This is a genomic window from Sphingobium limneticum (genome assembly GCF_008710155.1).
In the GTDB taxonomy this organism is placed as follows: domain Bacteria; phylum Pseudomonadota; class Alphaproteobacteria; order Sphingomonadales; family Sphingomonadaceae; genus Sphingobium; species Sphingobium limneticum.
This window is the reverse complement of sequence record NZ_VYPZ01000001.1, coordinates 59,755-81,699: the sequence shown is the minus strand read 5'-3', so window position 1 is coordinate 81,699 and position 21,945 is coordinate 59,755. Positions and strand designations below refer to the sequence as shown.

The 21,945-nt window shown below is 63.9% G+C and carries 21 protein-coding genes; 12 read left to right on the top strand and 9 right to left on the bottom strand.

Annotated features, from left to right (window positions below):
- Nucleotides 1-17: 17 nt before the first annotated feature.
- From serS to rimO, 5 genes are all read left to right on the top strand, one after another.
- Entirely contained in the window at nt 18-1,295 is a 1,278-nt protein-coding gene (serS, locus tag F4U94_RS00325) for a serine--tRNA ligase (protein WP_120253270.1), read from the top strand.
- Nucleotides 1,296-1,530: 235 nt separating this feature from the next.
- Entirely contained in the window at nt 1,531-2,577 is a 1,047-nt protein-coding gene (locus F4U94_RS00320; RefSeq protein WP_170267465.1) for a M23 family metallopeptidase, read from the top strand.
- A complete protein-coding gene (locus F4U94_RS00315; protein ID WP_120253271.1) occupies nt 2,574-3,623 on the top strand; it encodes a potassium channel family protein in 1,050 nt (349 codons plus the stop codon). The genes F4U94_RS00320 and F4U94_RS00315 overlap by 4 nt, the downstream gene beginning before the upstream one ends.
- 171 nt (nt 3,624-3,794) lie before the next feature.
- On the top strand, nt 3,795-6,620 hold the full coding sequence (locus tag F4U94_RS00310; protein ID WP_150411807.1) for a TonB-dependent receptor domain-containing protein: 2,826 nt from the start codon (nt 3,795-3,797) through the stop codon (nt 6,618-6,620).
- A gap of 96 nt (nt 6,621-6,716) precedes the next feature.
- Complete coding sequence (rimO, locus tag F4U94_RS00305; RefSeq protein WP_172598904.1) at nt 6,717-8,099, top strand: 30S ribosomal protein S12 methylthiotransferase RimO; 1,383 nt, start codon at nt 6,717-6,719, stop codon at nt 8,097-8,099.
- A 105-nt stretch (nt 8,100-8,204) separates the two neighbouring features.
- Here the strand turns inward: rimO and F4U94_RS00300 are convergent, their stop codons facing one another.
- Both F4U94_RS00300 and F4U94_RS00295 read right to left on the bottom strand, forming a co-directional pair.
- Nucleotides 8,205-9,023 carry a DUF4163 domain-containing protein gene (locus F4U94_RS00300; protein ID WP_120253272.1) on the bottom strand — a complete coding sequence of 273 codons (819 nt, stop codon included), beginning with the start codon at nt 9,021-9,023 and terminating at the stop codon, nt 8,205-8,207.
- Nucleotides 9,023-9,226: a hypothetical protein gene (locus F4U94_RS00295; protein ID WP_120253273.1), complete on the bottom strand. Its 204-nt coding sequence runs from the start codon at nt 9,224-9,226 to the stop codon at nt 9,023-9,025. The genes F4U94_RS00300 and F4U94_RS00295 overlap by 1 nt, the downstream gene beginning before the upstream one ends.
- A gap of 140 nt (nt 9,227-9,366) precedes the next feature.
- On the opposite strand from F4U94_RS00295, the gene F4U94_RS00290 reads away from it, so the two are divergent.
- The 4 genes from F4U94_RS00290 to argC are packed head-to-tail and all read left to right on the top strand — an operon-like array spanning nt 9,367 to nt 13,029.
- Nucleotides 9,367-10,764, top strand: coding sequence for a leucyl aminopeptidase family protein (locus F4U94_RS00290; RefSeq protein ID WP_120253274.1), 1,398 nt, complete (start codon nt 9,367-9,369; stop codon nt 10,762-10,764).
- Between the two features lie 60 nt (nt 10,765-10,824).
- Nucleotides 10,825-11,220, top strand: coding sequence for a MarR family transcriptional regulator (locus F4U94_RS00285; RefSeq protein WP_120253275.1), 396 nt, complete (start codon nt 10,825-10,827; stop codon nt 11,218-11,220).
- Nucleotides 11,180-12,088: a C40 family peptidase gene (locus tag F4U94_RS00280; protein ID WP_120253276.1), complete on the top strand. Its 909-nt coding sequence runs from the start codon at nt 11,180-11,182 to the stop codon at nt 12,086-12,088. Before F4U94_RS00285 ends, F4U94_RS00280 begins: the two co-directional genes overlap by 41 nt.
- Nucleotides 12,085-13,029: an N-acetyl-gamma-glutamyl-phosphate reductase gene (gene argC / locus F4U94_RS00275; RefSeq protein ID WP_120253277.1), complete on the top strand. Its 945-nt coding sequence runs from the start codon at nt 12,085-12,087 to the stop codon at nt 13,027-13,029. Before F4U94_RS00280 ends, argC begins: the two co-directional genes overlap by 4 nt.
- Nucleotides 13,030-13,038: 9 nt before the next feature.
- Here argC and F4U94_RS00270 read toward each other — a convergent pair whose 3' ends face one another.
- Nucleotides 13,039-13,248: a hypothetical protein gene (locus F4U94_RS00270; RefSeq protein WP_120253278.1), complete on the bottom strand. Its 210-nt coding sequence runs from the start codon at nt 13,246-13,248 to the stop codon at nt 13,039-13,041.
- Between the two features lie 241 nt (nt 13,249-13,489).
- Between F4U94_RS00270 and F4U94_RS24240 the strand changes: the two genes are divergently transcribed.
- On the top strand, nt 13,490-13,663 hold the full coding sequence (locus tag F4U94_RS24240; RefSeq protein ID WP_170267460.1) for a hypothetical protein: 174 nt from the start codon (nt 13,490-13,492) through the stop codon (nt 13,661-13,663).
- A gap of 62 nt (nt 13,664-13,725) precedes the next feature.
- Complete coding sequence (locus F4U94_RS00265) at nt 13,726-15,051, top strand: PQQ-dependent sugar dehydrogenase (RefSeq protein WP_120253279.1); 1,326 nt, start codon at nt 13,726-13,728, stop codon at nt 15,049-15,051.
- Between the two features lie 78 nt (nt 15,052-15,129).
- On the opposite strand, the gene F4U94_RS00260 is transcribed toward F4U94_RS00265, so the two are convergent.
- Nucleotides 15,130-15,948, bottom strand: coding sequence for an ATP-binding protein (locus F4U94_RS00260; protein ID WP_120253280.1), 819 nt, complete (start codon nt 15,946-15,948; stop codon nt 15,130-15,132).
- A gap of 136 nt (nt 15,949-16,084) precedes the next feature.
- Between F4U94_RS00260 and F4U94_RS00255 the strand changes: the two genes are divergently transcribed.
- Nucleotides 16,085-17,038 (top strand): L-threonylcarbamoyladenylate synthase, encoded by a 954-nt coding sequence (locus tag F4U94_RS00255; protein WP_120253281.1) that lies wholly within the window; start codon nt 16,085-16,087, stop codon nt 17,036-17,038.
- A 213-nt stretch (nt 17,039-17,251) separates the two neighbouring features.
- On the opposite strand, the gene F4U94_RS00250 is transcribed toward F4U94_RS00255, so the two are convergent.
- The 5 genes from F4U94_RS00250 to F4U94_RS00230 all read right to left on the bottom strand — a co-directional run bounded on the left by F4U94_RS00250 (nt 17,252) and on the right by F4U94_RS00230 (nt 21,873).
- The gene (locus tag F4U94_RS00250; protein WP_120253282.1) at nt 17,252-17,515 is read right to left on the bottom strand and encodes a hypothetical protein; all 264 of its coding nucleotides are present in this window, start codon (nt 17,513-17,515) and stop codon (nt 17,252-17,254) included.
- Nucleotides 17,516-17,612: 97 nt separating this feature from the next.
- A complete protein-coding gene (gene msrA / locus F4U94_RS00245) occupies nt 17,613-18,146 on the bottom strand; it encodes a peptide-methionine (S)-S-oxide reductase MsrA (protein ID WP_120253601.1) in 534 nt (177 codons plus the stop codon).
- A 42-nt stretch (nt 18,147-18,188) separates the two neighbouring features.
- Nucleotides 18,189-19,895 carry a long-chain-fatty-acid--CoA ligase gene (locus tag F4U94_RS00240; protein WP_120253283.1) on the bottom strand — a complete coding sequence of 569 codons (1,707 nt, stop codon included), beginning with the start codon at nt 19,893-19,895 and terminating at the stop codon, nt 18,189-18,191.
- Nucleotides 19,896-20,034: 139 nt separating this feature from the next.
- A complete protein-coding gene (locus F4U94_RS00235) occupies nt 20,035-20,718 on the bottom strand; it encodes a DUF1013 domain-containing protein (RefSeq protein WP_120253284.1) in 684 nt (227 codons plus the stop codon).
- 126 nt (nt 20,719-20,844) lie between these two features.
- Nucleotides 20,845-21,873: a glycosyltransferase family 4 protein gene (locus F4U94_RS00230; protein WP_120253285.1), complete on the bottom strand. Its 1,029-nt coding sequence runs from the start codon at nt 21,871-21,873 to the stop codon at nt 20,845-20,847.
- Nucleotides 21,874-21,945: the final 72 nt, after the last annotated feature.

The window sequence follows — 21,945 nt, the reverse complement described above, 5'->3', positions numbered from 1 at the left end:
CGGCATAGGACGGCCCCATGCACGACATCCGCTTCATCCGCGAAAACCCCGCCGCTTTCGACGCAGGCCTTGCCCGTCGCGGGCTGGCGCCTCTGTCCGCCGACATCCTGGCGCTCGATGAGCAGAGCCGGGCGATCAAGACGCAATTGCAGCAGGGCCAGGCCCGCCGCAATGAAGCCAGCAAGGCCATCGGTCAGGCGATGGCGGCCAGGGACATGGACAAGGCCGAGGCGCTGAAGGCAGAGGTCGCAGCGCTGAAGGAAGGCGCGCCCGCGCTGGAAGCGCAGGACAAGGACGTCGGCGAAGCGCTGACCGCGATGCTGGCCGCCATCCCCAATCTGCCCGGCGACGATGTGCCGCAGGGCGCTGACGAAGCGGACAATGTCGAGGTGAGCCGTTGGGGCACGCCGCGCAGCTTCAATTTTGCACCCCAGGACCATGCGGATTTCGGGCCGGCACTGGGCCTGGATTTCGAGGGTGGTGCAAAGCTGTCCGGCGCGCGCTTTACCGCATTGCGCGGCCAGATGGCGCGGCTGCACCGGGCGCTGGCGCAATATATGCTCGATACGCAGAGCGGCACCAACGGCTATGAGGAAACCAATCCGCCTTTGCTGGTACGCGATGAAGCGCTGTTCGGCACCGGACAATTGCCGAAGTTCGCCGAGGATCTGTTCCGTACCACGGACGGTCGCTGGCTGATCCCGACCGCCGAAGTCTCGCTCACCAATCTGGTCGCCGAGCAGATCGTGCCGACCGACAGCCTGCCGATCCGGCTGACCGCGCTGACGCCCTGTTTCCGGTCCGAAGCCGGGTCCGCCGGGCGCGACACGCGCGGCTTCATTCGCCAGCATCAATTCGAGAAGGTCGAGCTGGTCGCAATCTGTGCGCCCGAGGAATCGGACGCCGAGCATGAACGCATGGTCGCGGCGGCCGAGGGTATCTTGCAGGCGCTGGAGCTGCCCTATCGCAAGATGCTGCTGTGCACCGGCGACATGGGCTTTGGCGCGCGCAAGACATGGGATCTGGAAGTCTGGCTGCCGAGCCAGGAAACCTATCGCGAGATCAGCTCCGTCTCCAACTGCGGCGATTTCCAGGCGCGGCGGATGAACGCCCGCTACAAGCCGGACGGGGAGAAGCAGACGCGCTTCCTGCATACGCTGAACGGGTCGGGCCTTGCCGTGGGCCGTACGCTGGTCGCGGTGCTGGAAAATTACCAGCAGGCCGACGGCAGCGTGACCGTGCCAGCCGTGCTGGCCCCTTATATGGGCGGGATCACGACGCTGGAGCCGCGCTGAGGCGATAGTCTGCGCGATGTGCGACAGCGAGTTGCACAGGTAAAAAGCGCGGCGCCAAGTTCGTTATCTTGCCAACCATTTCCGTTCGCTTCGAGCGAAGTCGAGAAGTGTCTGGCGCCGCGCTTCCAGTTTCTCGACTTCGCTCGAAACGAGCGGGTGAGGTAAAAATCAACCTCCCCCCTGGCCCTTCCCTAAAAGGCTGGAAACCATGGCAGGATTAGATAAACAGAGCGCGATGCAGCGCCCGTCTCTCCTGATCCTGCCCCTTGGTCCGCTCTTGCTGGCGGCTTGTATTCCCAATCAGGCGGATCGCGCCGATCCTGCCCCTACACCGCCGCCGCGCATGGATGCGGACGCGTCCAGTGTGGAGCTGGCCGAAACGCAGCCGGTCTGGACCGCGCAGCAGGTGGTGGCCAGCGCGCGCACGGTCGCCGCATCCACCTATGTCGTCCAGCCGGGCGATACGTTGCGCGGGATCGGCAACCGGACCGGTGCCGGGTCGGAAGCGATCGCGCAGGCCAATGGCCTGACCCCGCCCTATGGCGTGCGCGCCGGGCAACGGCTGCAAATTCCCGGCGGACGATATCATCTGGTGGCGGAGGGAGAGACGGGGATCGCCATCGCGGGGGCCTATGGCGTGCCATGGCGGCAGATCGTCGACGTCAACGGGCTGGAGGAACCCTATATCCTGCGCCGGGGCCAACGGCTCCTGCTGCCCGGCAGCACGCCCACCCGCGCGCCCAGCAGCATCGAGCAGCGGGCGGCCGCCTTCCGTATCGACATTGACGACGTGCTGACCGGCGGCCAGCCCGCCACGACCGACAAGGCGCCCAGAACAGTCGCATCCAGCACGCCAAAGCCCCTGCCCTCCAACGTGCCGGCGGCGCAGCCCGCACGCTTCGCCGGCAGCTTTGCCTGGCCGGTTAAGGGCACCATCCTGTCTCGCTTCGGCCCCGGCGAAAGCGGCGCAAAGAATAATGGCATCGACATCGCCACGCCGATGGCGACGCCGATCCGTGCCAGCGCCGACGGCGTCGTCGCCTATGCGGGGGACAAGGTGGCGGTATTTGGCGGGCTGGTGCTGATCAATCATGGCAGCAGCTGGGTCAGCGCCTATGGCCATGCCAGCCGCGTCGACGTGGTGCGCGGACAGAAGGTCACCAAAGGGCAGATTATCGGCCTGACCGGCGATACCGGCTATGCCAGCAAGCCCAAGCTGCATTTCGAACTGCGCAAGGACCGTGTGCCGGTGAACCCGATTCCTCAGTTGCCCCCAGCATGAGGATCAGCCAGCCGATCGCGTCCTCAGCCACAGCGGGCTTCCTGCGACGGCGATCGTCCCTGCCGCTCTGGGCCGATCTGGTCTGGCGGCTTGGGCTGGTCTTCGGCCTGATCGCGCTGGTGCTGCTGCTCCACTGGGTCGGGCGGGACGGGCTGAAGGACAATTACGACAATCAGATCAGCTTCATCGACGTCCTCTACTTCACCACCGTGACCGTCACGACGGTGGGCTATGGCGACATCGTGCCCGTGACGCCGGAAGCGAGGCTGTTCGAATCCATCTTCGTGACGCCGATCCGATTGTTCGTCTGGCTGATCTTCCTAGGCACGGCCTATAATCTCTTCCTCCGCAACATCCTCTACAGGTGGCGCATGGCACGTATTCAGGCCGATCTGCACAATCATATCATCGTCACCGGCTTCGGCACCAGCGGGCAGGAAGCGGTGAACGAACTGCTCGCCCGCGGCACCGACCCGCGCGAGATCGTCGTCATCGACGGCAATGAAAAGGCGCTAGCGCTGGCGGAGGCGCAGGGATGCAATATCCTGTGCGGCGATTCCACGCGGGACAAGACGTTGAAGGACGTCGCCATCCATCGAGCGCGCAATATGATCGTATCGGCGGGGCGGGACGATACGTCCATCCTGATAACCCTGACGGCGCGGCATCTGGCGCCGCGCCTGCCGATCAGCATCGTGGTGCGGAACGAGGATAACGAACTGCCCGCGCGGCAGGCGGGCGCCACCACCGTGATCAACCCGGTCAGCTTTGCCGGCCTGCTGCTGGCAGGCAGCACGAGCGGGCGGCATATCGCGGATTATATGACCGACCTTGCCGCGACCGGCGGGCGTATCAAACTCAACGAACGCGCCGTACTGCCACAGGAGATTGGCGGGCCTCTATCGGCGATCAAGACCGGCATCGGCCTGCGCATCTATCGTGAGGATCGGCCGATCGGTTTCTGGGAGGAGGGCGCGGCGCGGCTCCAGACCGGCGACCTCATCATCGAGGTGACGGAAGGCGATGACGGCAAGTCCGACAAATAGAGCCTTAACAGAGACGAAGCGTTTACTTTTGTTGCAGCGCGGCAACAGCTTGCAATATTAGCGCTACACTTTTTTACGTCGTTCACCAGCCCGATTGCTATACTGTTGTAAAGCGCAAACACTCCTTCCCAGAACCTGTGCCAGACAGGTCGCTGAAAAAAGGGGTGTAACATGCGCTTTAAAAGTGCCTTGCAATGCGGCGTCATGCTGTCCGTCGTCGCCTGGACCGTTCCCGCCTTCGCCCAATCCGTCGAACCGCAAGCCGAAGATGGCGCCGCGATCATCGTCACCGGATCGCGCATCCGCAGAGATCCCCTGGACCAGGACAAGCCGATCGTCACGGTCGACCAGCAGGCGATCGCCCGCACCGGCCTGACCTCCGTTGCCGACGTGCTGCAACGCATCCCCAGCGCAGCGGGTGGCCTCAATACCAAGACCAACAATGCCGGCAATATCGGCGGACCGCCCGACGGCACCGGCGTGTCTTCGGGTTCGGCCGAAATCGACCTGCGCTATCTGGGCGCCAAGCGCACGCTGGTGCTGGTCGATGGCATGCGTTACGTCAACGGATCGGCAGCAGGCGGCATCCCGGCCTCGGTCGACCTCAACACCATTCCGCAAAGCATGATCGAGCGGGTGGAAGTGCTGCAATCGGGCGCCTCCCCGCTTTACGGGTCGGATGCGGTCGCAGGTGTAGTGAACATCATCACCCGCCAGTCGCAAAAGGGCCTCGACATGTCGGCCCAGTTCGGCACCTATCGCCAGGGCGACGGGCATACCTATGATATCAATGCCAGCTATGGTTTCCAGGGCGACCGCGTCTCCGTCGTCGTCGGTGGCAATTATGTGAAGCAGGAGGGGGTCAGCACCGCCGATCGCTCCATATCGCAATGGCCCGCGGCAGGTGGCAGCAGTTGCGCCGATGGCGGCTGTTCCAGCGCCACGCCAAACGGTCGCTACGACGTGCTGGGGCAAAGCCTGACGCTCGGCAGCCCGATCATCGGCCGCGCGCCGGTGCGGAGCGACTATCGCGCCTATAATTCGTCGACCGACTCCTTCAATTTTTCGCCCTATAATTATCTGCTGACCCCGTCGGAACGCTACGGCGCCTTCCTGAACGGCAAGTTCGAATTTTCCGATGCCGTCAGCCTTCGCACGCGGCTGGTCTATCAGCATCGCGAATCCACCACGCAGGCGGCGTTCCTGCCGCTGTTCATCGGGCCGGATGCAGGCAACGGCAATTTGCTCGACACCATTTCGGTCGATGCCAGCAACCCGTTCAACCCGTTCGGCGTGACCTTGTCTTCCGGCGCGAACGGTACGCCGGCCAATTATTCGACCATCCGCCGCCGCTTCGTGGAGGGTGGCCCCCGCATCTTCAGCCAGGAAGTCGATACGCTGACCATGGCGGCGACGCTGGAAGGCACGTTCGATGCCGGCGACCGCAAATGGTATTGGGACGTCAATGGCAGTTACGGCACCAACAATGCGCATCAGACCTTTACCGGCAACCTGAATGCCGCCAAGCTGGCCCAGGCGCTGGGTCCGGTAGCGGGCTGCACAGGTGCCTGCGTACCGTTCAACATTTTCGGCGGCGCAGGGTCGATCACGCAGGCGATGCTAGACTATGTGACGTTCGACCAGCGGGACCGCAGCGAACAGGAATTGTGGGACGTGACCGCTAACCTTTCGGGCGACCTGTTCGACCTGCCGGGCGGGCCGGTGGGCTTTGCCATCGGTTACGAACATCGCGATCAGCAGGCGTCCTACACGCCCGACCCGATCATCACCGCAGGTCTGGGCGCGGACGTGCCGACCAGTCCGGCACGGGGCGGTTTCAACGTCGATGAATTTTACGGCGAGCTGCGCATCCCGATCCTGGCCAACACGCCCTTCTTCCACAAGCTGGAGCTGGACGGCGCGGTGCGTCATTCCAATTACAGCAGCTTTGGCAGCAACACGACCTATACCGTGTCGGGGCTGTGGAAGCCGACGCGCGACCTGCTGCTACGCGGCGGCTATGCCGAAAGCCTGCGCGCGCCCAGCATCGGCGAACTCTATGCCGGCCGGTCGCGCACCGACGCAACGATCAACGACCCCTGCACCAATGTGGCGGGCAGCGCATGGCAGACCAATGCCACCGTGCGGGCCAACTGCATCGCCAATGGCGTGCCGGCCAGCGGCAGCTATGCGGAACCGCAGGGCGGCCAGTTGGGCGTCTTCTCCCAAGGCTTTATCGGCCTGAAGCCGGAAACGTCCAAGACCTGGACGGCAGGTGGCGTCTATAGCCCCGCCTGGGCGCGCGACAGCTTCGCCAGCCAGTTCAGCATCGAGGTCAATTATTACACGATCACGCTGAAGAATGCGATCGACTCGGTCCCCGCGACATTGACGCTCCAACGCTGTGCGTTCGAGGCCGATCCGATCAGCTGCGCCGCCATCAGTCGCACCGGCAGCGGCGCGGTTGCAGGCATCAACGGCGTGCTCCAGAACCTCAATGCGATCGAGACGGACGGGATCGACGGCACGCTCAACTATCGATCGAAGATGGTCGGCAACGGATCGATCGGCCTGAACGTCAACGCCGCCTATCTGTTGAAGTATAACATCAAGCCGCCAGCCGATCTGGGCGCACCGACGATCAAATGCGCCGGTACGGAACGCTGCGGGTCGAGCGATCAGGCCTATCCGCACTTCAAGGCGAATGCCACGCTGGACTATTCGACCGAAGCCTATGGCCTGTCCTTCACCGGCCGGTATCTGAGCAAGGTGACCGAAAGCGACGGCAACGTCATGAAGGCGACCTTCTACGGCGACATCCAGGCCTATTTCTCGCCCGGCTGGATGGATCACCGCGCGCGCTTCACGATCGGCGTGAACAATCTGTTCGATCGCGATCCGCCACTGTGCGGCACCTGCGACGGGGCGAATTTCGACACGACCAGCTATGACGTGCCCGGCCAGTTCGGCTATCTGCGCCTGTCCTATAAAATGTAAGCGATCCAGTCGCTTGAAAACAGCGGAGGCGCGTCGGCAAAGGCGCGCCTCTGCTCATTTTCGCGGCCCCCCGTGACATTTGCCGTAAAAATCCCTATGTGCGCGGCGATCATGGCAACCAAAATCCCAGACGCGCCGAAAATCGGCATGGTTTCGCTCGGCTGTCCCAAGAACCTTGTGGACTCCGAACGTATCCTGACCAAGCTGCGCTCCGACGGCTATCAGATGTCCGCCGACTATGCCGGCGCCGACGTCGTGCTGGTCAACACCTGCGGCTTCCTGGATTCCGCCAAGGAGGAATCGCTGGAGGCGATCGGCGAGGCGATGGCGGAAAATGGCCGGGTCATCGTGACAGGCTGCATGGGCGACGAAGCGGATGTGATCCGCGCCAAATTCCCGCAAGTGCTGGCCATCACCGGCGCGCATCAATATGAGCAGGTGGTCAATGCGGTGCATGACGCGTCGCCGCCCATCCCCAACGCCTTCGTCGATCTGGTCCCCGAAGGCGGGCTGAAGCTGACGCCACGCCATTACAGCTATCTGAAGATTTCGGAAGGCTGCAACCATCGCTGCTCCTTCTGCATCATCCCCTCGATCCGTGGCGATCTGGTGTCGCGGCGCATCGACGCGGTGCTGCGTGAAGCGGAGAAGCTGGTCGCGGCCGGCACCAAGGAATTGCTGGTCATCAGCCAGGATACGTCGGCCTATGGCGTCGACACGCGCCACGATCCGCGCATGTGGAAGGGCCGCGAGGTCCGCGCGCACATGACCGACATGGCGCGCGAACTCGGCCAGTTGCGCACGGCCGAGGGCAAGGCGCCATGGGTGCGGTTGCACTATGTCTACCCCTACCCCCATGTCGATCAGGTCATTCCGCTGATGGCCGAGGGGCTGCTGACGCCCTATCTGGACATTCCGTTCCAGCATGCGTCGCCGAGCGTGCTGAAGGCGATGAAGCGCCCCGCCAACGAAGCCAAGGTGCTGAGCCGTATCGCCAAATGGCGCGACATCTGCCCGGACATCGCGATCCGTTCCAGCTTCGTGGTCGGCTTCCCCGGCGAGACGGAGGCGGATTTCCAATATCTGCTCGACTGGCTGGACGAAGCGCAACTGGACCGCGTCGGCGCCTTCCGCTTCGAACCGGTCGAGGGGGCTGCGGCCAATGACCTGCCGGGCGCCGTGCCCGAAGAGGTCAAGGAAGAACGCTATCAACGGATCATGGAAAAGACCGCCGCGATCAGCGCCGCCAAATTGCAGGCGAAAGTCGGTCGCGTCCTGCCCGTCATCCTCGACGAAGTGGGCGAGGCGGACGAGGACGATGGCAGCATCGGCGCCACCGCGCGATCCCAAGCCGACGCGCCGGAAATCGACGGTAATGTCTTCCTGCGCGATGTGGGCGAAGGGCGGAAAGCCGGCGACATGTTCGACGTGCTGATCGAGGACGCCGACGATCACGACCTATACGGCGTGCCGGCTTAAACATACCTCGTCGCTGCTCGATGCGATTAGGTTGACTCATGTGTATCGTTCCCCGGCGCAAGCCGGGGAACGCGGAGCCATAGTTCACATCATTGCTTTTAGATATCAGGGGCTTGCAAATCCGTCCTGATATTCGGTCTTGATCGCCTTGCGCATGGCGGCGTCGACCGGCAGCTTCACGTCATAGCTGCCTTCCGCATAAGGGCCGGCATTATAGGGGCCGACCACCACGGTCATGCTGTCGATCAGCTTGCCGTTGCTGGAAGTCGGGACCAGCACCTGCTCCATCGGATTGATACATTGGGTGAAGTCGTCGTCACCGCGTACGACCGGCTCGCCGCGCTTTTCCGCACGTTGACGGTCCAGTTCCTTGCAGAAGGGATCGCGGATCGCTGCGGCGAAAGCTGCCGGCGAGGTCATCACCGCCTTGACGCTGGTTTCGCGGCGCCGTGCCTTATCCCACAGAACCACGTCATAGCCGGTCATGCCATGTGCGCCGCCGGTATAGACGTAGGATTCCGACTCCAGCGACAGGAAGCGTGGCGTGTCCGCCTCCACCTGCCATTTGGTTTCGATGCTGTGCGGGCGGAAGGGGTAGCCCGACTCCTTGGCCGAAACGCTGTCTTCCTTCGCCATTTTCAACGCATTGGCCTTTGACGACGCCACATCCTTGCCGAATTTTTCGACCAGAAAAGGAATTGCCGCCGCTTGCGCCGGATAGGCATAGGAAAATTCGAGAAACTCGCTCTTGTCCGCCTGCGCAAACGGTTTTGCGGGCGGCGATGGCTGCGGCGTACCCGCCATCTTGTCGGCAAAACGCGCCGCCGCCTCGTTGTCGGCGACGCTCGCATTCTGCTTGTCCTGCGACGGCGCGCAGGCGGCGATCAGCAGGACCGCCGCCGGAACAAAAAACCCTGTCCGCATCAATGCGCCTTTGCAGCGGCGCGACAACGTTCGCCGATCGCCTGGCGCGCATAGTCGCTGCCGAGCGCACGGCCGGCATTGGACCAGCCCTCTGCAATCAACGCCTGCTGAACGGCGTTGCTGTTGTCGAACTGACCGGTTTCGGCCAGCGCATAGGCCCTTGCCCTGACAGCTTGCAAGCTGCGGTCATCACCATGAATCATCGTCCGTCTCCTTCTTGCTTATGCAACGAAGCTAGGCTCAGCCGGTTCACATCGCAAATGAAGAAAGGGCCGAGCGTGGCGGCGCAGCGATGAAAAAATTGCGCTTCCCTTCGCCGACGCCTTTCCCTTACATCGCCAGGATGACCGATTTTTCAGACCTGCTCAAAGCCGACAATCAACAGCCCGCCCGTTCGATCCACCTGATCGACGCGAAGAGTTTCGACAATTGGCTGGCCAGCCGCCCCGCGCCCGTTCGCGCCTTGGTAGCGGCGCAGAAGTTCAAGGGGCTTCCGCATGAGCACGCCATCCTGCCGGGCGAGCATGACAATGATTGGTCAGTGGTTGCCGGGGTCGCCAATCGCGAAGCCCTGGGCAGCTGGTGCCTTGCCCGGCTGGCCGAGACTCTGCCGGAGGGTAGCTATCGCCTGGCCGAGGGGTCGGCCGGTGCGGCAGCGCTGGGCTGGCTGACGGCACAATATCGGTTCGACCGTTATCGCAAGGATGAGGCGCAGGCCGGCGCGCGCATATTGCTGACGGGCGATGTGGCGCGGATCGGCCAAACCGTGCAGCTGGCGCAGGCGGTGACGCTGGTCCGCGACCTGGTCAATACACCGGCCGCCGACATGGGACCGCCCGATCTGGAAGCGGCCGTGGAGAAGGTCGGCGCGGCGTTCGGCGCAAGCGTGTCGACCATCCGGGGCGACGCGCTGGAGCAGGGTTTCCCGATGATCCATGCCGTGGGCAAGGCGGCGGACAAGAGCTTCGCGCCACGCCTGATCGAGCTTCATTGGGGCGATGCCGCGCTTCCGCGCATCGCCATCGTCGGCAAGGGCATCTGTTTCGACAGCGGCGGCCTGGACATCAAGCCGTCGGCGGGCATGCGTATCATGAAAAAGGATATGGGCGGCGCGGCACATGCCTTGGCGCTGGCCCAACTGATCATGGGCGCGCGGCTGCCGGTGCGGCTGCACCTGCTGATCCCGGCTGCGGAAAATGCGATTGCCGGCAATGCCTTCCGCCCCGGCGACATTTTGCGCACGCGCAAGGGCCTATCCGTCGAAATCGGCAATACCGATGCGGAAGGGCGGCTGGTGCTGGGAGATGCGCTGACCCGCGCGGGCGAGGAGAAGCCCGATCTGATCGTCGATTTCGCCACGCTGACCGGCGCGGCGCGGGTCGCGGTCGGCCCCGACCTGCCGGCTTTGTTCGCCAATGACGAGGCTCTGGCGACCGACATCGCAGCGGCAGGCACGCAGGTCGAAGATCCCACTTGGCGCCTGCCGCTGTGGGACGGATATGCCGACATGTTGAAGTCCGACGTGGCGGACATCAACAATGCGGGGGACGGCGGCTTTGCCGGCGCGATTACCGCCGCGCTGTTCCTCAAGCGCTTCGTGCCGGAGGGGACACCCTGGCTCCATCTGGATACATTTGCCTGGCGCCCTGCATCGAAACCCGGTCGGCCCAAGGGCGGCGAGGCGCTGGGCCTGCGCGCGGTTTTCCACCTTCTTCAGAGCCGCTACGGCAGAAGCCATTAAAGCTGCGACCGGTTCTCATTCCGTTACGCAACCGGATTGGGAATCGTGCGTTAAAGGGGCATGAACGCGCATAGCCTCACCGAAACCGAGCGCCCCGCCCTTCAACCCCTGGGACAGTGGATGCGCACGCTGGTCGATTATGTCCGGTCGGGGAAACCCGACCTGACCAACCGCCAGATGGCCCTGATGATGACCGTATATATCGGGTCTGGCCCGCATACGGTGCGCGGCCTGGCGGAGGCGCTACATGTTTCCAAACCCGTCATCACTCGCGCGCTGAACAAGCTTTCGGCGCTCGGTTACCTCCGCCGAGAGCGCGATGTCGCCGATCGTCGCAATATTTTCATCACTCGGACGTCAAAAGGGGCGGAATTCCTTGACGCCTTTCACCATTTCATCGCAGGAACCGGCCGCGATGACAGGCACGATCAACTCCGCGCGGAACGCACCGCCTGAAAGAACCCGTTTCAAGCTCGACGGGCGTTCGGTAGCGCTCGACCGCCGCATCCATGCCGCGCGTGGCGACCTGGCCGATCTCTCGCTGGCCGGCGTTCTCTTCTCCGCCCATTATGCCAAGGCCGTTCCACTGACTTGCGTGGCCCCCGGCGCGGCGATCGTGTCGGCCGCATCGCCGACGGCCGAAGCCGTGAGCGAATTGCTGCGCGGCGAAACCTTTCATGCGCTGGATGTGATGACCGACTGGGCCTGGGGCTTTTGCGGCCATGACGGCTATGTCGGCTATATTCGCCGCGATGCACTGGACCTGCTGGAAACGCCGACTCACCGCATCAAGGTGGAAAGCGCGCCGCTGTTCAGCGCGCCGGACATCAAATCGTCGATCGCCGATCACTGGCCGGGCGGCGCGTTGTTTTCGGGCGAGGCGCAGGGCAGCTTCATCGCCTGTGCCGAAGGCTATATCCACGTCCGCCATGCGGAGCCGGCCGATACAAAACCGGCCGACTGGGTTGCGACGGCGCAGCGCTATCTGGGGCAGCCCTATATCTGGGGCGGGCGCGGCCATCGCGGGATCGACTGTTCGGGACTGGTGCAGGTTGCACTGGGCCAGGTGGGGATCGCCGTACCGCGCGACACCGATCTGCAATGCGAAGGAATCGGAGCGCCGATCGACAGCGATGCGGCATTGCAGCGTGGCGACCTGATCTTCTTTCCCGGTCATGTCGGCATCATGAGCGACGCCAAGACCCTGCTGCATGCCAATGCCCATTGGATGGCGGTAGTGCAGGAACCGCTGGCAGACGTCGTCGCGCGCCTTGCCGACGCCCATCCGCAGCCCATTATCGCCCGGCGGAGAATCAGCGCATGAGCACGAAGGTCTTTATCGACGGTGGGCATGGCACCACCGGCATCGAAATCGCCGATCGGCTGGCCGGTCGCCCGGAACTGTCGCTGATCACGGTGCCCGAAGAGCTGCGCCGCGACGCCAGTGCGCGCCGGGACGCGCTGAACGCGGCCGATGTGGTCATTCTCTGCCTGCCGGACGATGCCGCGCGGGAGGCCGTGTCGCTGATCGACAATAGCCATACGCGCGTCATCGACGCATCGACCGCGCATCGCGTGGCGGACGGCTGGACCTACGGCTTCCCCGAACTGGAGCCTGGGCATCGCGACGTGTTGGCCGACAGCCGCTTCGTCGCCAATCCCGGCTGCTGGCCCACCGGCTTTCTGGCGCTGGTGCGTCCGCTGGTGCTGGCTGGGTTGCTGCCTGCCGATTGGCCGGTCACCGTGTCAGGCGCGTCGGGCTATTCGGGCGGCGGCAAGGCGATGATCGCCGAATATGAGGGCAACACAGGCGCACCGAGCGCGTTCCGCCCGTATGGGCTGGCGCTGGGCCACAAACATGTGCCGGAAATGACCCGCTATTCGGGCCTTGCCCATCCGCCGCTCTTCGCGCCAGCGGTGGCCAATGCCTATCGCGGCATGATCGTGGAAGTGCCGTTGCAGTTGCGCGCCATGCCGGGCGCACCGGCGCTGGGCGACATTCACGCCGCGCTGGCTGGCGCCTATGCCGGATCGCAGATCGTCAGCGTCGCTTCGCTGGACGAGAGCGCGGCGCTGGGCAATGTCGCGATCGAACATGTCGGGGCGACCGATCGGCTGGCGCTGTTCGTGTTTGGCAGCGCGGCAAGCGGTCAGGCGCGACTGGTCGCGGCGCTCGACAATCTGGGCAAGGGCGCGGCGGGTGCCGCAGTCCAGAATCTCAATATCCTGGCGGGCCTGCCAGAAACAGCGGGCCTGCGCCTCTAACGATCGAGTTTAATGGATGGTGCCGAGCGGCTGGTCGTAGGTGAGCAACACGATCAGTCGCTCGATCTGGCGCCAGTGGCAGAAATGGATGTGGTTGCCCATGTCCAGGCTGCGGTCAGCGCGCGCAGCGGCTTCATAGCCGGCATTGGCGCCGAACATGGCCATCAGTTCGGCCGCGTCATCATAGCTCTTTCGATCCGAAAGATATGGAACCTGCATTGCAACCCCCGATATATTCTTGGCGACTTATACGGGAACAGGCCTATCAATCACCGTGCCATTTCAACGCTTTGGTGGCGCAGGCGCCTTACGAGAGTCAATGCATCATTAGGGAAGTCCCATGGTGGGACATATTTCCCGAAACGGGATGGATGATCCCAAAACGAGCCACTGCATCCTAGCCGCGCACCTGCGACCAAAGCATCTGGCCTTGATCCCCCTATCATGGCAAGGGGCAAGAATGACCAAGCGCAAAAAAGAACCGACCGGCGCCGGCGCGATCATCGCATTCCTGATCCTTGCCGGGACGATCGGTGGCGGGTTGATGGGCCAGCCGAGCATCGGCCTGCTGGCAGGCACCGCCGCGGGCATATTGATCGCGCTGCTGCTGTGGCTGCGCGAACGGGGCAAATAAGGCGCAACGCGCCCATCACCGCCCTCTTGCCCACGGTCATGCGTCCGCATAGATGTGGCGTCATGAAAAAACATATCATCGCCATCCCCGCAATCCTGCTGCTGATTGGCGGCGGCACGTTCCTTTATCTGGCGCAAGGCAACACGGCACAGCTGCCGCCGGGCGCGGACACGGGCAAGGAGCCGGTCTTCACCACCGCGAAGAACGAGATGTTGCCGACGGTGAACATCGCCGAGGTAAAGCCATGGACCGCGAACGAAAAGCCGGTGGCGGCCAAGGGGCTGACCGTCGCGCGCTATGCCGAAGGGCTGGCGCATCCGCGATCGCTGCTGCGCCTGCCCAATGGCGACATATTGGTGGCCGAAACCAATAGCCCGCCGCGTCCGCAGGGCGGCATCGTCAACAAGGTGATGAATTTCCTGATGAACAAGGCGGGCGCCGGCGTGCCGTCCGCCAACCGCATCACCCTGCTGCGCGACACCGATGGCGATGGTAAGGCGGAGACGAAGACGGCGTTCCTGACCGGCCTCAATTCGCCCTATGGCATGGCCCTGATCGGCGACACGCTCTATGTCGCCAATACCGACGCGCTGATGGCCTTCCCCTACAAGGAAGGCGACACGAAGATCACGGACAAGGGCCGCAAGATCATCGACCTGCCAGCGCAAGCGCCCAATCAGCATTGGACCAAGAGCCTAGCCGCGAGCCCCGAAGGGCTGCTCTATGTCGGCGTCGGGTCCAACAGCAATATCGGCGACAATGGGCTGGACGTGGAAAAGAACCGCGCGCTGGTGTTCGAGGTCAACCCCAAGACCGGCTACAAGCGCATCTTCGCGTCGGGCCTGCGCAATCCGGTCGGTCTGGCGTTCGAACCCAAGAGCGGCGAATTGTGGGGCGTGGTGAATGAGCGCGACATGCTGGGCGGCGACCTGGTCCCCGACTATCTGACGCGGGTGGAGTTCGGCGCTTTCTATGGCTGGCCTTGGAATTACTGGGGCGGCTATGAAGATCGCCGGGTGCAGCCGCAGCGTCCGGAAATCCGCGAATATACCAAACGGCCCGACTATGCGCTGGGCAACCATGTCGCGCCGCTGGGCCTGACCTTCGTTGACAAGCTGCAACTGGGCGCGCCCTTTACGGACGGCGCGATCGTCGGCCTGCACGGCAGTTGGAACCGCAAGCCGGCCGCCGGGTACAAGGTCGTCTATGTCGGTTTTGCCGATGGCGAAGCGGGCAAGGCCAAGCCGGTCGATGTGCTGACCGGCTTCCTGGACAAGGATGGCGCTGCCCATGGCCGCCCGGTCGACGTCACTGCCGACGCCAAGGGCGCATTGCTGGTCAGTGACGATGTCGGCGGCGTGGTGTGGCGCGTGACGAAGGCGCAGTAAAAACTAACATCCGTTCGTTTCGAGCGAAGCCTGTCCTGAGCCTGTCGAAGGGTCGAGAAACGAACGGACGTTGGAAGATTAAACCGTCAGCCCGTTTCGGCCGGCCAGTTCGACCACATATTGCCAGGCGACACGGCCCGACCGGCTGCCGCGCTGGGTGGCCCACTGGATCGCGTCCAGCGGATCGAAACTGACGCCAAGCTTTGCCGCATAGCCGCCCACGATCGCGACATAGGCGTCCTGATCGAGCGCATGGAAGCCCAGGCTGAGGCCGAAACGGTCGGACAAGGCCATCCGGTCGTCCACCACGTCGCGCGGATTGATGGGGTCGTCCTGTTCCGACAGATGGCGCGGCACGATGTGGCGGCGGTTAGAGGTGACGTAGAGGCGGACATTGGCCGGGCGCGCGGCAGTGCCACCCTGAAGCAGCGAGCGCAGCGTGCGGGCGTCGCCCACCCCGCCCTCGTCAAAGCCCAGATCGTCTAGGAAAAGGATGAAGGGCCGGTTGGTGCCGCGCAGCAGAGAGAAGAGCGTCGGCAGGCTGGCCAGTTCGTCGATCGCGCATTGCAGCAGGGCGATATCCTGACCTTCCTGCTGAAGCTGGCCGACGACGGCGGCGACCACCGCCGACTTGCCGGTACCACGCGCGCCCCACAGCAGCGCGTCATGGGCCGCATGGCCAGCCGCATGACGCCGGCTATTGTCGAGCAACTGCCCCTTTTGCGCGTCGATGCCGGTCAGCAAATCATAATCCACCGGCGCAAACGCCTCCACCGCGCGGATCGCGCGGCCATCCCACACATAAGCGGAATGCGCGGTCAGATCGGCGGACAAGGCAAGCGGTGGTGCCAGCCGCTCCAGCGCGTCGGCAATGCGGGTCAGAAGGGCGTCGTTCATGGCGGCGGGCTTAACCCTGCTTGTTGCCAGCCGCAAGCATATGGATGGCAATCGCTATCCTGTCATGGCCCGCTTGTCATGGCGCTGACGCAATGGCCTTTTAATCGCTTGAACCGCGATCTATATCGCGGGGGTTGTGACCATCGCTCATCCAGTCTTTTCCACCAAGTCCGTCCGCTATGGCAGTGAGGCCCTGCGGGAGGCTGCGCTGTTGATCCGGGCGGGGGAACCGGTGGCCGTGCCGACCGAGACGGTCTATGGCCTGGCCGCCGATGCCACCGACACCAACGCCGTCGCGGCCATCTACAGCGCCAAGGGACGCCCCAGCTTCAATCCGCTGATCGTCCATGTCGCCGACCGGGCGATGGCGGAACGACTGGCCGACATTTCGCCATCCGCAGCGCTGCTTGCCGATCGTTTCTGGCCGGGGCCGTTGACGCTGGTGCTGCCGGTGCGGGCCGACAGTGGCCTGTCGCCACTGGTGACGGCGGGGCTGCCGACCGTGGCGCTGCGCCTGCCCGCCCATCCGGCGATGCGCGCGCTGATCCGCGAGAGCGGCTGTCCGCTGGCCGCCCCGTCCGCCAATCGCAGCGGGTCCATCAGCCCCACGCGCGCCGACCATGTGCTGGCCAGCCTGGACGGCAAGATCCGCATGATCCTGGACGAAGGGCCGACCAGCGAGGGGCTGGAATCCACGATCGCCGCGCCGGAGCAAGACCGCATTCGCCTGCTGCGCCCCGGCCCTGTGACGGCGGCCATGCTCGAAGAAGCGACCAGCCTGCCGGTGGTGATTGGCGGCGATGCGAAGATCGAGGCGCCCGGCCAGTTGGAAAGCCATTATGCGCCGTCCAAGCCGGTGCGGCTCAATGCTTTGCGCGCGGACAAAGACGAATATCTGATCGGTTTCGGCCTGATGCCCTGCCACATCAACCTCAGCCAGGAGGCGGATCTGCGCGAGGCGGCGGCGCAGCTATTTGCAGCGCTACATATCGCAGACGCTGCCGCTTCGAGCCGGATCGCAGTGGCGCCGATCCCGTCGGACGGCATCGGCGCGGCGATCAACGACAGGTTGCGGCGCGCGGCCGCCTGAGTGCCGACTGACTGGATATAAATCACTCGTCACCCCAGCGAAGGCTGGGGTCGCCGGCGATGACGCGCTACGATGCCTGAGATCCCAGCCTTCGCTGGGATGACGGTGGTGAAACCGGGATGGCGGTGGGAAAAACAGGCGCTTGCTTACCCACCCCCATAGTCCGAGCGCCGACATTCCCGCCAATGAGGGAATTTGGCGCTCAGGCCCACATCACCCGCAATTATCGTAGCCAGCCCTGCGGCACTGATCGCGCCGTTCCTTGTCGGCCTTTTTGCGCTCCTTGCCTTCGCGCGCTTCCTGTTTGCGCATCTTGCGCCCGTAATTGCGATCGGCTTCTTCCTGGCTCGTCGTGGTCCAGTCTACCACCTGCGACCCAGCCCGCACCGGCGCGGTCACCACGCTGGCGACCGTCCGCACGCAACCGGGCAGCGCCAGCAGCAGCAACGGCGTCGCGATCAACAATTTCGTCTTCATCTTCCATCCCCGACTTGCACGTTCGCGCGTCCTTAACACAGGACGGATGAACCGCCCATAAAGGACGCTGCGATACGCGACCGGCCGTAGCGAAAGATCAGCCCTCGATCCGCGCGGCGAAGCCCTTGCGCAGCTTTGCCAGCTTGGGGGGGATCACGGCCATGCAATAGGGGTTCTGATCACCGACCCGGTCCCAATATTTCTGGTGATAATCCTCGGCCGGATACCAGGGCGCGTCCGGTTCGATCGCGGTCACGATCGGATCGCTCTGGTCCGCCTGCGCGCGTTCGATGCCGGCGCGCGCCTCGCTTTCCTGCTCCGCCGAATGGGGGAAGATGGCGGAGCGATATTGGGTGCCAACATCATTACCCTGGCGGTTCAGCGTCGTGGGATTATGGGTTGCAAAGAAAATGTCGAGCAGTTCCGCATAGCTGATGACCGCCGGGTCATAGCTGATGCGGATCGCTTCGGCATGGCCGGTCGCGCCCGAGCAGACCTGTTCGTAGGTCGGGTTGGCGGCCGTCCCGCCGATATAACCGCTCTCCACGCCCTCGACGCCCTTGAGGTTCTGATAGACGGCTTCCGTGCACCAGAAGCAGCCCCCGGCCAGCGTTGCGATTTTCTGCGCCATGATCGATTCCCTATCCATGTTTGGCTGCACAGATAGGGACGATCAGGCGACGGTTCCAGCCTCCGCGCGTGCGGCGTCCGCCTTTGCCCGTTCCTCGGCCACCAGTTCCTTGCGCGACAGCTTGCCGACCAGCGTCTTGGGCAGGTTCAGCCGCACCTCCACCTCGCACACGCGTTCATGCTTGCCCAGTTGCGGATTGAGCCAGGCTTTGAGCGTCGCGCCATCAATGTCCGCGTCGTCATTCAACGTTACGAAGGCCTTGGGCTGCTCGCCGCGATAATGGTCGGGCACGCCGATCACCAGCGCCTCCTTGACCGCCGGATGATGGTAGAGGACCGATTCCACCTGACTGGGGAAGACCTTGAACCCGCCGACCGCGATCATGTCCTTCAGGCGATCGACGATCTTCACATAGCCGTCCTCGTCCACCAGACCGACGTCGCCGGTGCGGACGAATTCGCCGACAAAGACTTCGGCATCGGCGTCCGGACGGTTCCAATAGCCCTTCATCACCTGCGGCCCGGCAAAGAGGAGTTCGCCCGGCTCACCCTCGGGCGGGGGACGGGTCGGGTCTTCGCGATCCACCACCTTGACCCGCGTGCCCGGCACCGGCTGACCCACGGTGCCGGTCTTGTTCAGCCCCTCATAGGGATTGGTGCAGACGATCGGGCTGGTTTCAGTGAGGCCATAGCCCTCGATCAGCTTGGCGCCGGTCGCCGCCTCGAACTTCTGTCGCAACTCCAGCGCCAGTGGGGCGCCACCGGAAATACAGGCGCGCAGCGAGGAAAAGTCGATGTTGCGGATGGCGGGATGGTCCAGCAGCGCCTGGAACATGGTCGGCACGCCGGGCAGCGACGTCGCCTTCACCCGCTGCACCGCCGCCAGCACCTGCGCCGCATCGAAGCGGGGCAGCATCACCATCTCGCCGCCGTTCAGCACGGTGCGGTTCAAGGTGCAGGTATTGGCGAAGACATGGAAGAAAGGCAGCACCGCGATGATCCGGTCCGGCTCGTTCGCATGGGGGTCGATCGCTTGCGCCTGCCGCGCATTGGCGGTCAGATTCTGGTGCGTCAGCATCGCGCCCTTGGGCGTGCCGGTCGTCCCGCCGGTATATTGCAACAGCGCGACGTCGTTGATGGGGTCGATGGCGGGCACGGTGCAGGCGCCCGCATTGGCGATCAGCCGATCATAACGAATGATGCGTGGATCATCCGGCAGCGGCGTGCTTTCGCTGGCCTTGAACCAGCGGAACAGCAGCGATTTGACCGGCGAAAGCATCTCAGCGACCGATCCGACCACCAGCGTTTCGAGCGTGCTATGGTCCAGCACCTCCAGCGCGGTCGGCAGCAGCGCCTTGGCCGACAAGGTGAACAGGATCTTCGTCCCGCTATCCTCGACCTGATGCTCCAGTTCGGCGGCGGTATAAAGGGGGGAGAAGTTGACGACGATGGCGCCGGCCATCAGCGCACCATAATAGGCCGCGACATAATGGGGGGTGTTGGGGAGGTACAGGCCGACCCGGTCGCCCTTTTGCACACCCATTTTTTGCAAGCCGCAGGCGATGTGGCGTATCTGGTCCAGCATCGCGCCATAGCTGAAATGCCGGCCCATGAAATCGATCATCGGGGCGTCGGGATGCGCAAGGGCGCTTGCCTCGACCATCTCTCCCATCGACATCGGGGTGAATCTCTGGTCCCAGACCGTCGGGTGCTGGTACCGCTCTCTCCAGGTTTTTTCCATGCTCTCCATGGCATGAAGTCTATGGGCAGCAGTTACTTTACGCAAGCGTCAACCACAGCAAAAAGGGCCGCGCAGGTTGCCCTGCGCGGCCCTCAAAACTTGCTGCGTCATGGCCGGCCTGTAACAGGCGAGCGATGACGCTACGGCATCAGACCTCGCCCTTGTTGCTGCTGAACGGGTCGAGGATGGTCGCGGCGCCGGAAATAAATTCGGACTCGCTCTTCAACGCCTCTTCGGCGCGGCGCGCATTGTCCTGGCGTTCGCGGCGCAATTCTTCGATCAGCGCCTCACGATCGCCGTCCAGGCGCGAATCGGTCGGTGCTTCGATACCGGCCTTCTTCGCCGCCTTCGTCACCAGCCCGTCCAGTTCGCGCTGCGAGCACAGGCCCAGCGTCACCGGATCTTTCGGCGTGATGTTGCTGATGTTCCAGTGGGTGCGGTCGCGGATCGCCGCGATGGTGGTGCGCGTGGTGCCGATCAGCTTGCCGATCGCGCCGTCCGAAATTTCCGGATGGTTGCGCAGGATCCAGGCGATGCCGTCGGGCTTGTCCTGACGCTTGCTGACCGGCGTATAGCGCGGCCCCTTGGTACGGCGGACGGGTTCCGGACCTTTAAGCATCTTGAGCTTATAGTCGGGATTGGCTTCGCCCTTGTGAATCTCCTCAACGGTGATTTCATGGGCGCGCACCGGGTCGCGGCCGGTATATTTGATGCTGGCGGTATCGTCGGCGATCGCCTGTACTTCCAGAATGTGAAGCCCGCAAAACTCGGCGATCTGGTCAAAGCTCAGAGCGCTGTTATCGACCAGCCAACTGGCGGTCGCGTGGGGCATGAGAGGCTGGGACACGGGAGTTCTCCGCACGTAAAAACGATAAGGGCCGCCCAATCAGGGCGGCCACGACGGATCAGAGATAGAACATCCCGCCGCATCCGGCAAGGAATTCCGCCAAGAAAAGCGTCAGGCTGCGCTTTCCATGACATCGGGGTCGATGGCGTGCAGGCCCGACAGGAATTCCTGGGCACTGCGTTCCCAGCTGAAGCTGCGGCCATATGTCGCGCAGGCAACCCGATCGCAGCGGAGCGCCTGCCCGATCGCGGTGCCCAGATCTTCCGACAAGGCCCCCGTTTCGGGCGTGACGATATCGACAGGACCAGTGACGGGATAGGCGGCGATAGGCGTCCCGCAAGCCAGCGCCTCTATCATCACCAGGCCGAACGTATCGGTGCGGCTGGGGAAAACGAACACGTCCGCCCCGGCATAGGCGCCGGCCAGATCCGCGCCGAACATCGGCCCGGTGAACCGCGCCTGCGGATAGGTACGTTCCAGCGAGGCACGAGCCGGGCCGTCGCCGACGACGACTTTCGTGCCCGGATGATCCGTGGCGAGAAACGCCTCCAGATTTTTTTCCACCGCGACGCGGCCGACATAGAGCATGATCGGGCGCGGAAGATCGGCAAAGGCGGCAGGCAGCGGCGCTTCGGGCGTGAAGGCGCTGAGATCCACCCCCCGCCCCCAAGGCCGGACATTGGGAACGCCATGCGCGCGCAGCTGTTCGCGCACCGACCGGGTCGATACCAGCACCGCCTGCGCCGGGCCATGGAACCAGCGAATATAGCGCCAGAACCAGGCAGCCGGCAGTCCGGTGCGCTGCGCCACATAATCGGGGAAATGGGTATGATAGGCCGTGGTGAACGGTACGCGGCTGCGCAGGCACCAGCGCCGCGCGGCCAGGCAAAGCGGCCCTTCCGTCGCCAGATGCACCGCATCGGGCTGAAACGCGGCGATCGCCTGACCCACCACCGCCGAGCGGACCAGAGCCAGCCGGATTTCGGGATAGGTCGGGCAGGGAATCGAGCCATAGAGGTCGGGCGAAATCACCTCGACCACATGGCCCATCCGCTCCAGTTCCGCGCGGATCGTCTGCAACGTCCGCACGACGCCATTGACCTGTGGGCTCCAGGCATCGGTCACGATCGCTATGCGCATTGGGTCGTTTCCTCTTGCGCTGATTTTCGTTCGTTTCGAGCGAACGGTTGCTGCTTCAAATCCGCTATCAAG

Excerpts from the sequence above, each read along its gene's own strand:
- F4U94_RS24240 (WP_170267460.1), top strand. The coding sequence starts at position 13,490 with ATGACCAAGCGCAAAAAAGAACCGACCGGCGCCGGCGCGATCATCGCA.
- F4U94_RS00250 (WP_120253282.1), bottom strand. The coding sequence starts at position 17,515 with ATGAAGACGAAATTGTTGATCGCGACGCCGTTGCTGCTGCTGGCGCTG.
- argC (WP_120253277.1), top strand. The coding sequence starts at position 12,085 with ATGAGCACGAAGGTCTTTATCGACGGTGGGCATGGCACCACCGGCATC.
- F4U94_RS00290 (WP_120253274.1), top strand. The coding sequence starts at position 9,367 with ATGACCGATTTTTCAGACCTGCTCAAAGCCGACAATCAACAGCCCGCC.
- rimO (WP_172598904.1), top strand. The coding sequence starts at position 6,717 with ATGTGCGCGGCGATCATGGCAACCAAAATCCCAGACGCGCCGAAAATC.
- F4U94_RS00280 (WP_120253276.1), top strand. The coding sequence starts at position 11,180 with ATGACAGGCACGATCAACTCCGCGCGGAACGCACCGCCTGAAAGAACC.
- msrA (WP_120253601.1), bottom strand. The coding sequence starts at position 18,146 with ATGGCGCAGAAAATCGCAACGCTGGCCGGGGGCTGCTTCTGGTGCACG.
- F4U94_RS00315 (WP_120253271.1), top strand. The coding sequence starts at position 2,574 with ATGAGGATCAGCCAGCCGATCGCGTCCTCAGCCACAGCGGGCTTCCTG.
- F4U94_RS00285 (WP_120253275.1), top strand. The coding sequence starts at position 10,825 with ATGAACGCGCATAGCCTCACCGAAACCGAGCGCCCCGCCCTTCAACCC.
- F4U94_RS00260 (WP_120253280.1), bottom strand. The coding sequence starts at position 15,948 with ATGAACGACGCCCTTCTGACCCGCATTGCCGACGCGCTGGAGCGGCTG.
- F4U94_RS00235 (WP_120253284.1), bottom strand. The coding sequence starts at position 20,718 with ATGCCCCACGCGACCGCCAGTTGGCTGGTCGATAACAGCGCTCTGAGC.
- F4U94_RS00300 (WP_120253272.1), bottom strand. The coding sequence starts at position 9,023 with ATGCGGACAGGGTTTTTTGTTCCGGCGGCGGTCCTGCTGATCGCCGCC.
- F4U94_RS00270 (WP_120253278.1), bottom strand. The coding sequence starts at position 13,248 with ATGCAGGTTCCATATCTTTCGGATCGAAAGAGCTATGATGACGCGGCC.
- serS (WP_120253270.1), top strand. The coding sequence starts at position 18 with ATGCACGACATCCGCTTCATCCGCGAAAACCCCGCCGCTTTCGACGCA.
- F4U94_RS00230 (WP_120253285.1), bottom strand. The coding sequence starts at position 21,873 with ATGCGCATAGCGATCGTGACCGATGCCTGGAGCCCACAGGTCAATGGC.
- F4U94_RS00265 (WP_120253279.1), top strand. The coding sequence starts at position 13,726 with ATGAAAAAACATATCATCGCCATCCCCGCAATCCTGCTGCTGATTGGC.
- F4U94_RS00310 (WP_150411807.1), top strand. The coding sequence starts at position 3,795 with ATGCGCTTTAAAAGTGCCTTGCAATGCGGCGTCATGCTGTCCGTCGTC.
- F4U94_RS00295 (WP_120253273.1), bottom strand. The coding sequence starts at position 9,226 with ATGATTCATGGTGATGACCGCAGCTTGCAAGCTGTCAGGGCAAGGGCC.
- F4U94_RS00240 (WP_120253283.1), bottom strand. The coding sequence starts at position 19,895 with ATGGAGAGCATGGAAAAAACCTGGAGAGAGCGGTACCAGCACCCGACG.
- F4U94_RS00320 (WP_170267465.1), top strand. The coding sequence starts at position 1,531 with ATGCAGCGCCCGTCTCTCCTGATCCTGCCCCTTGGTCCGCTCTTGCTG.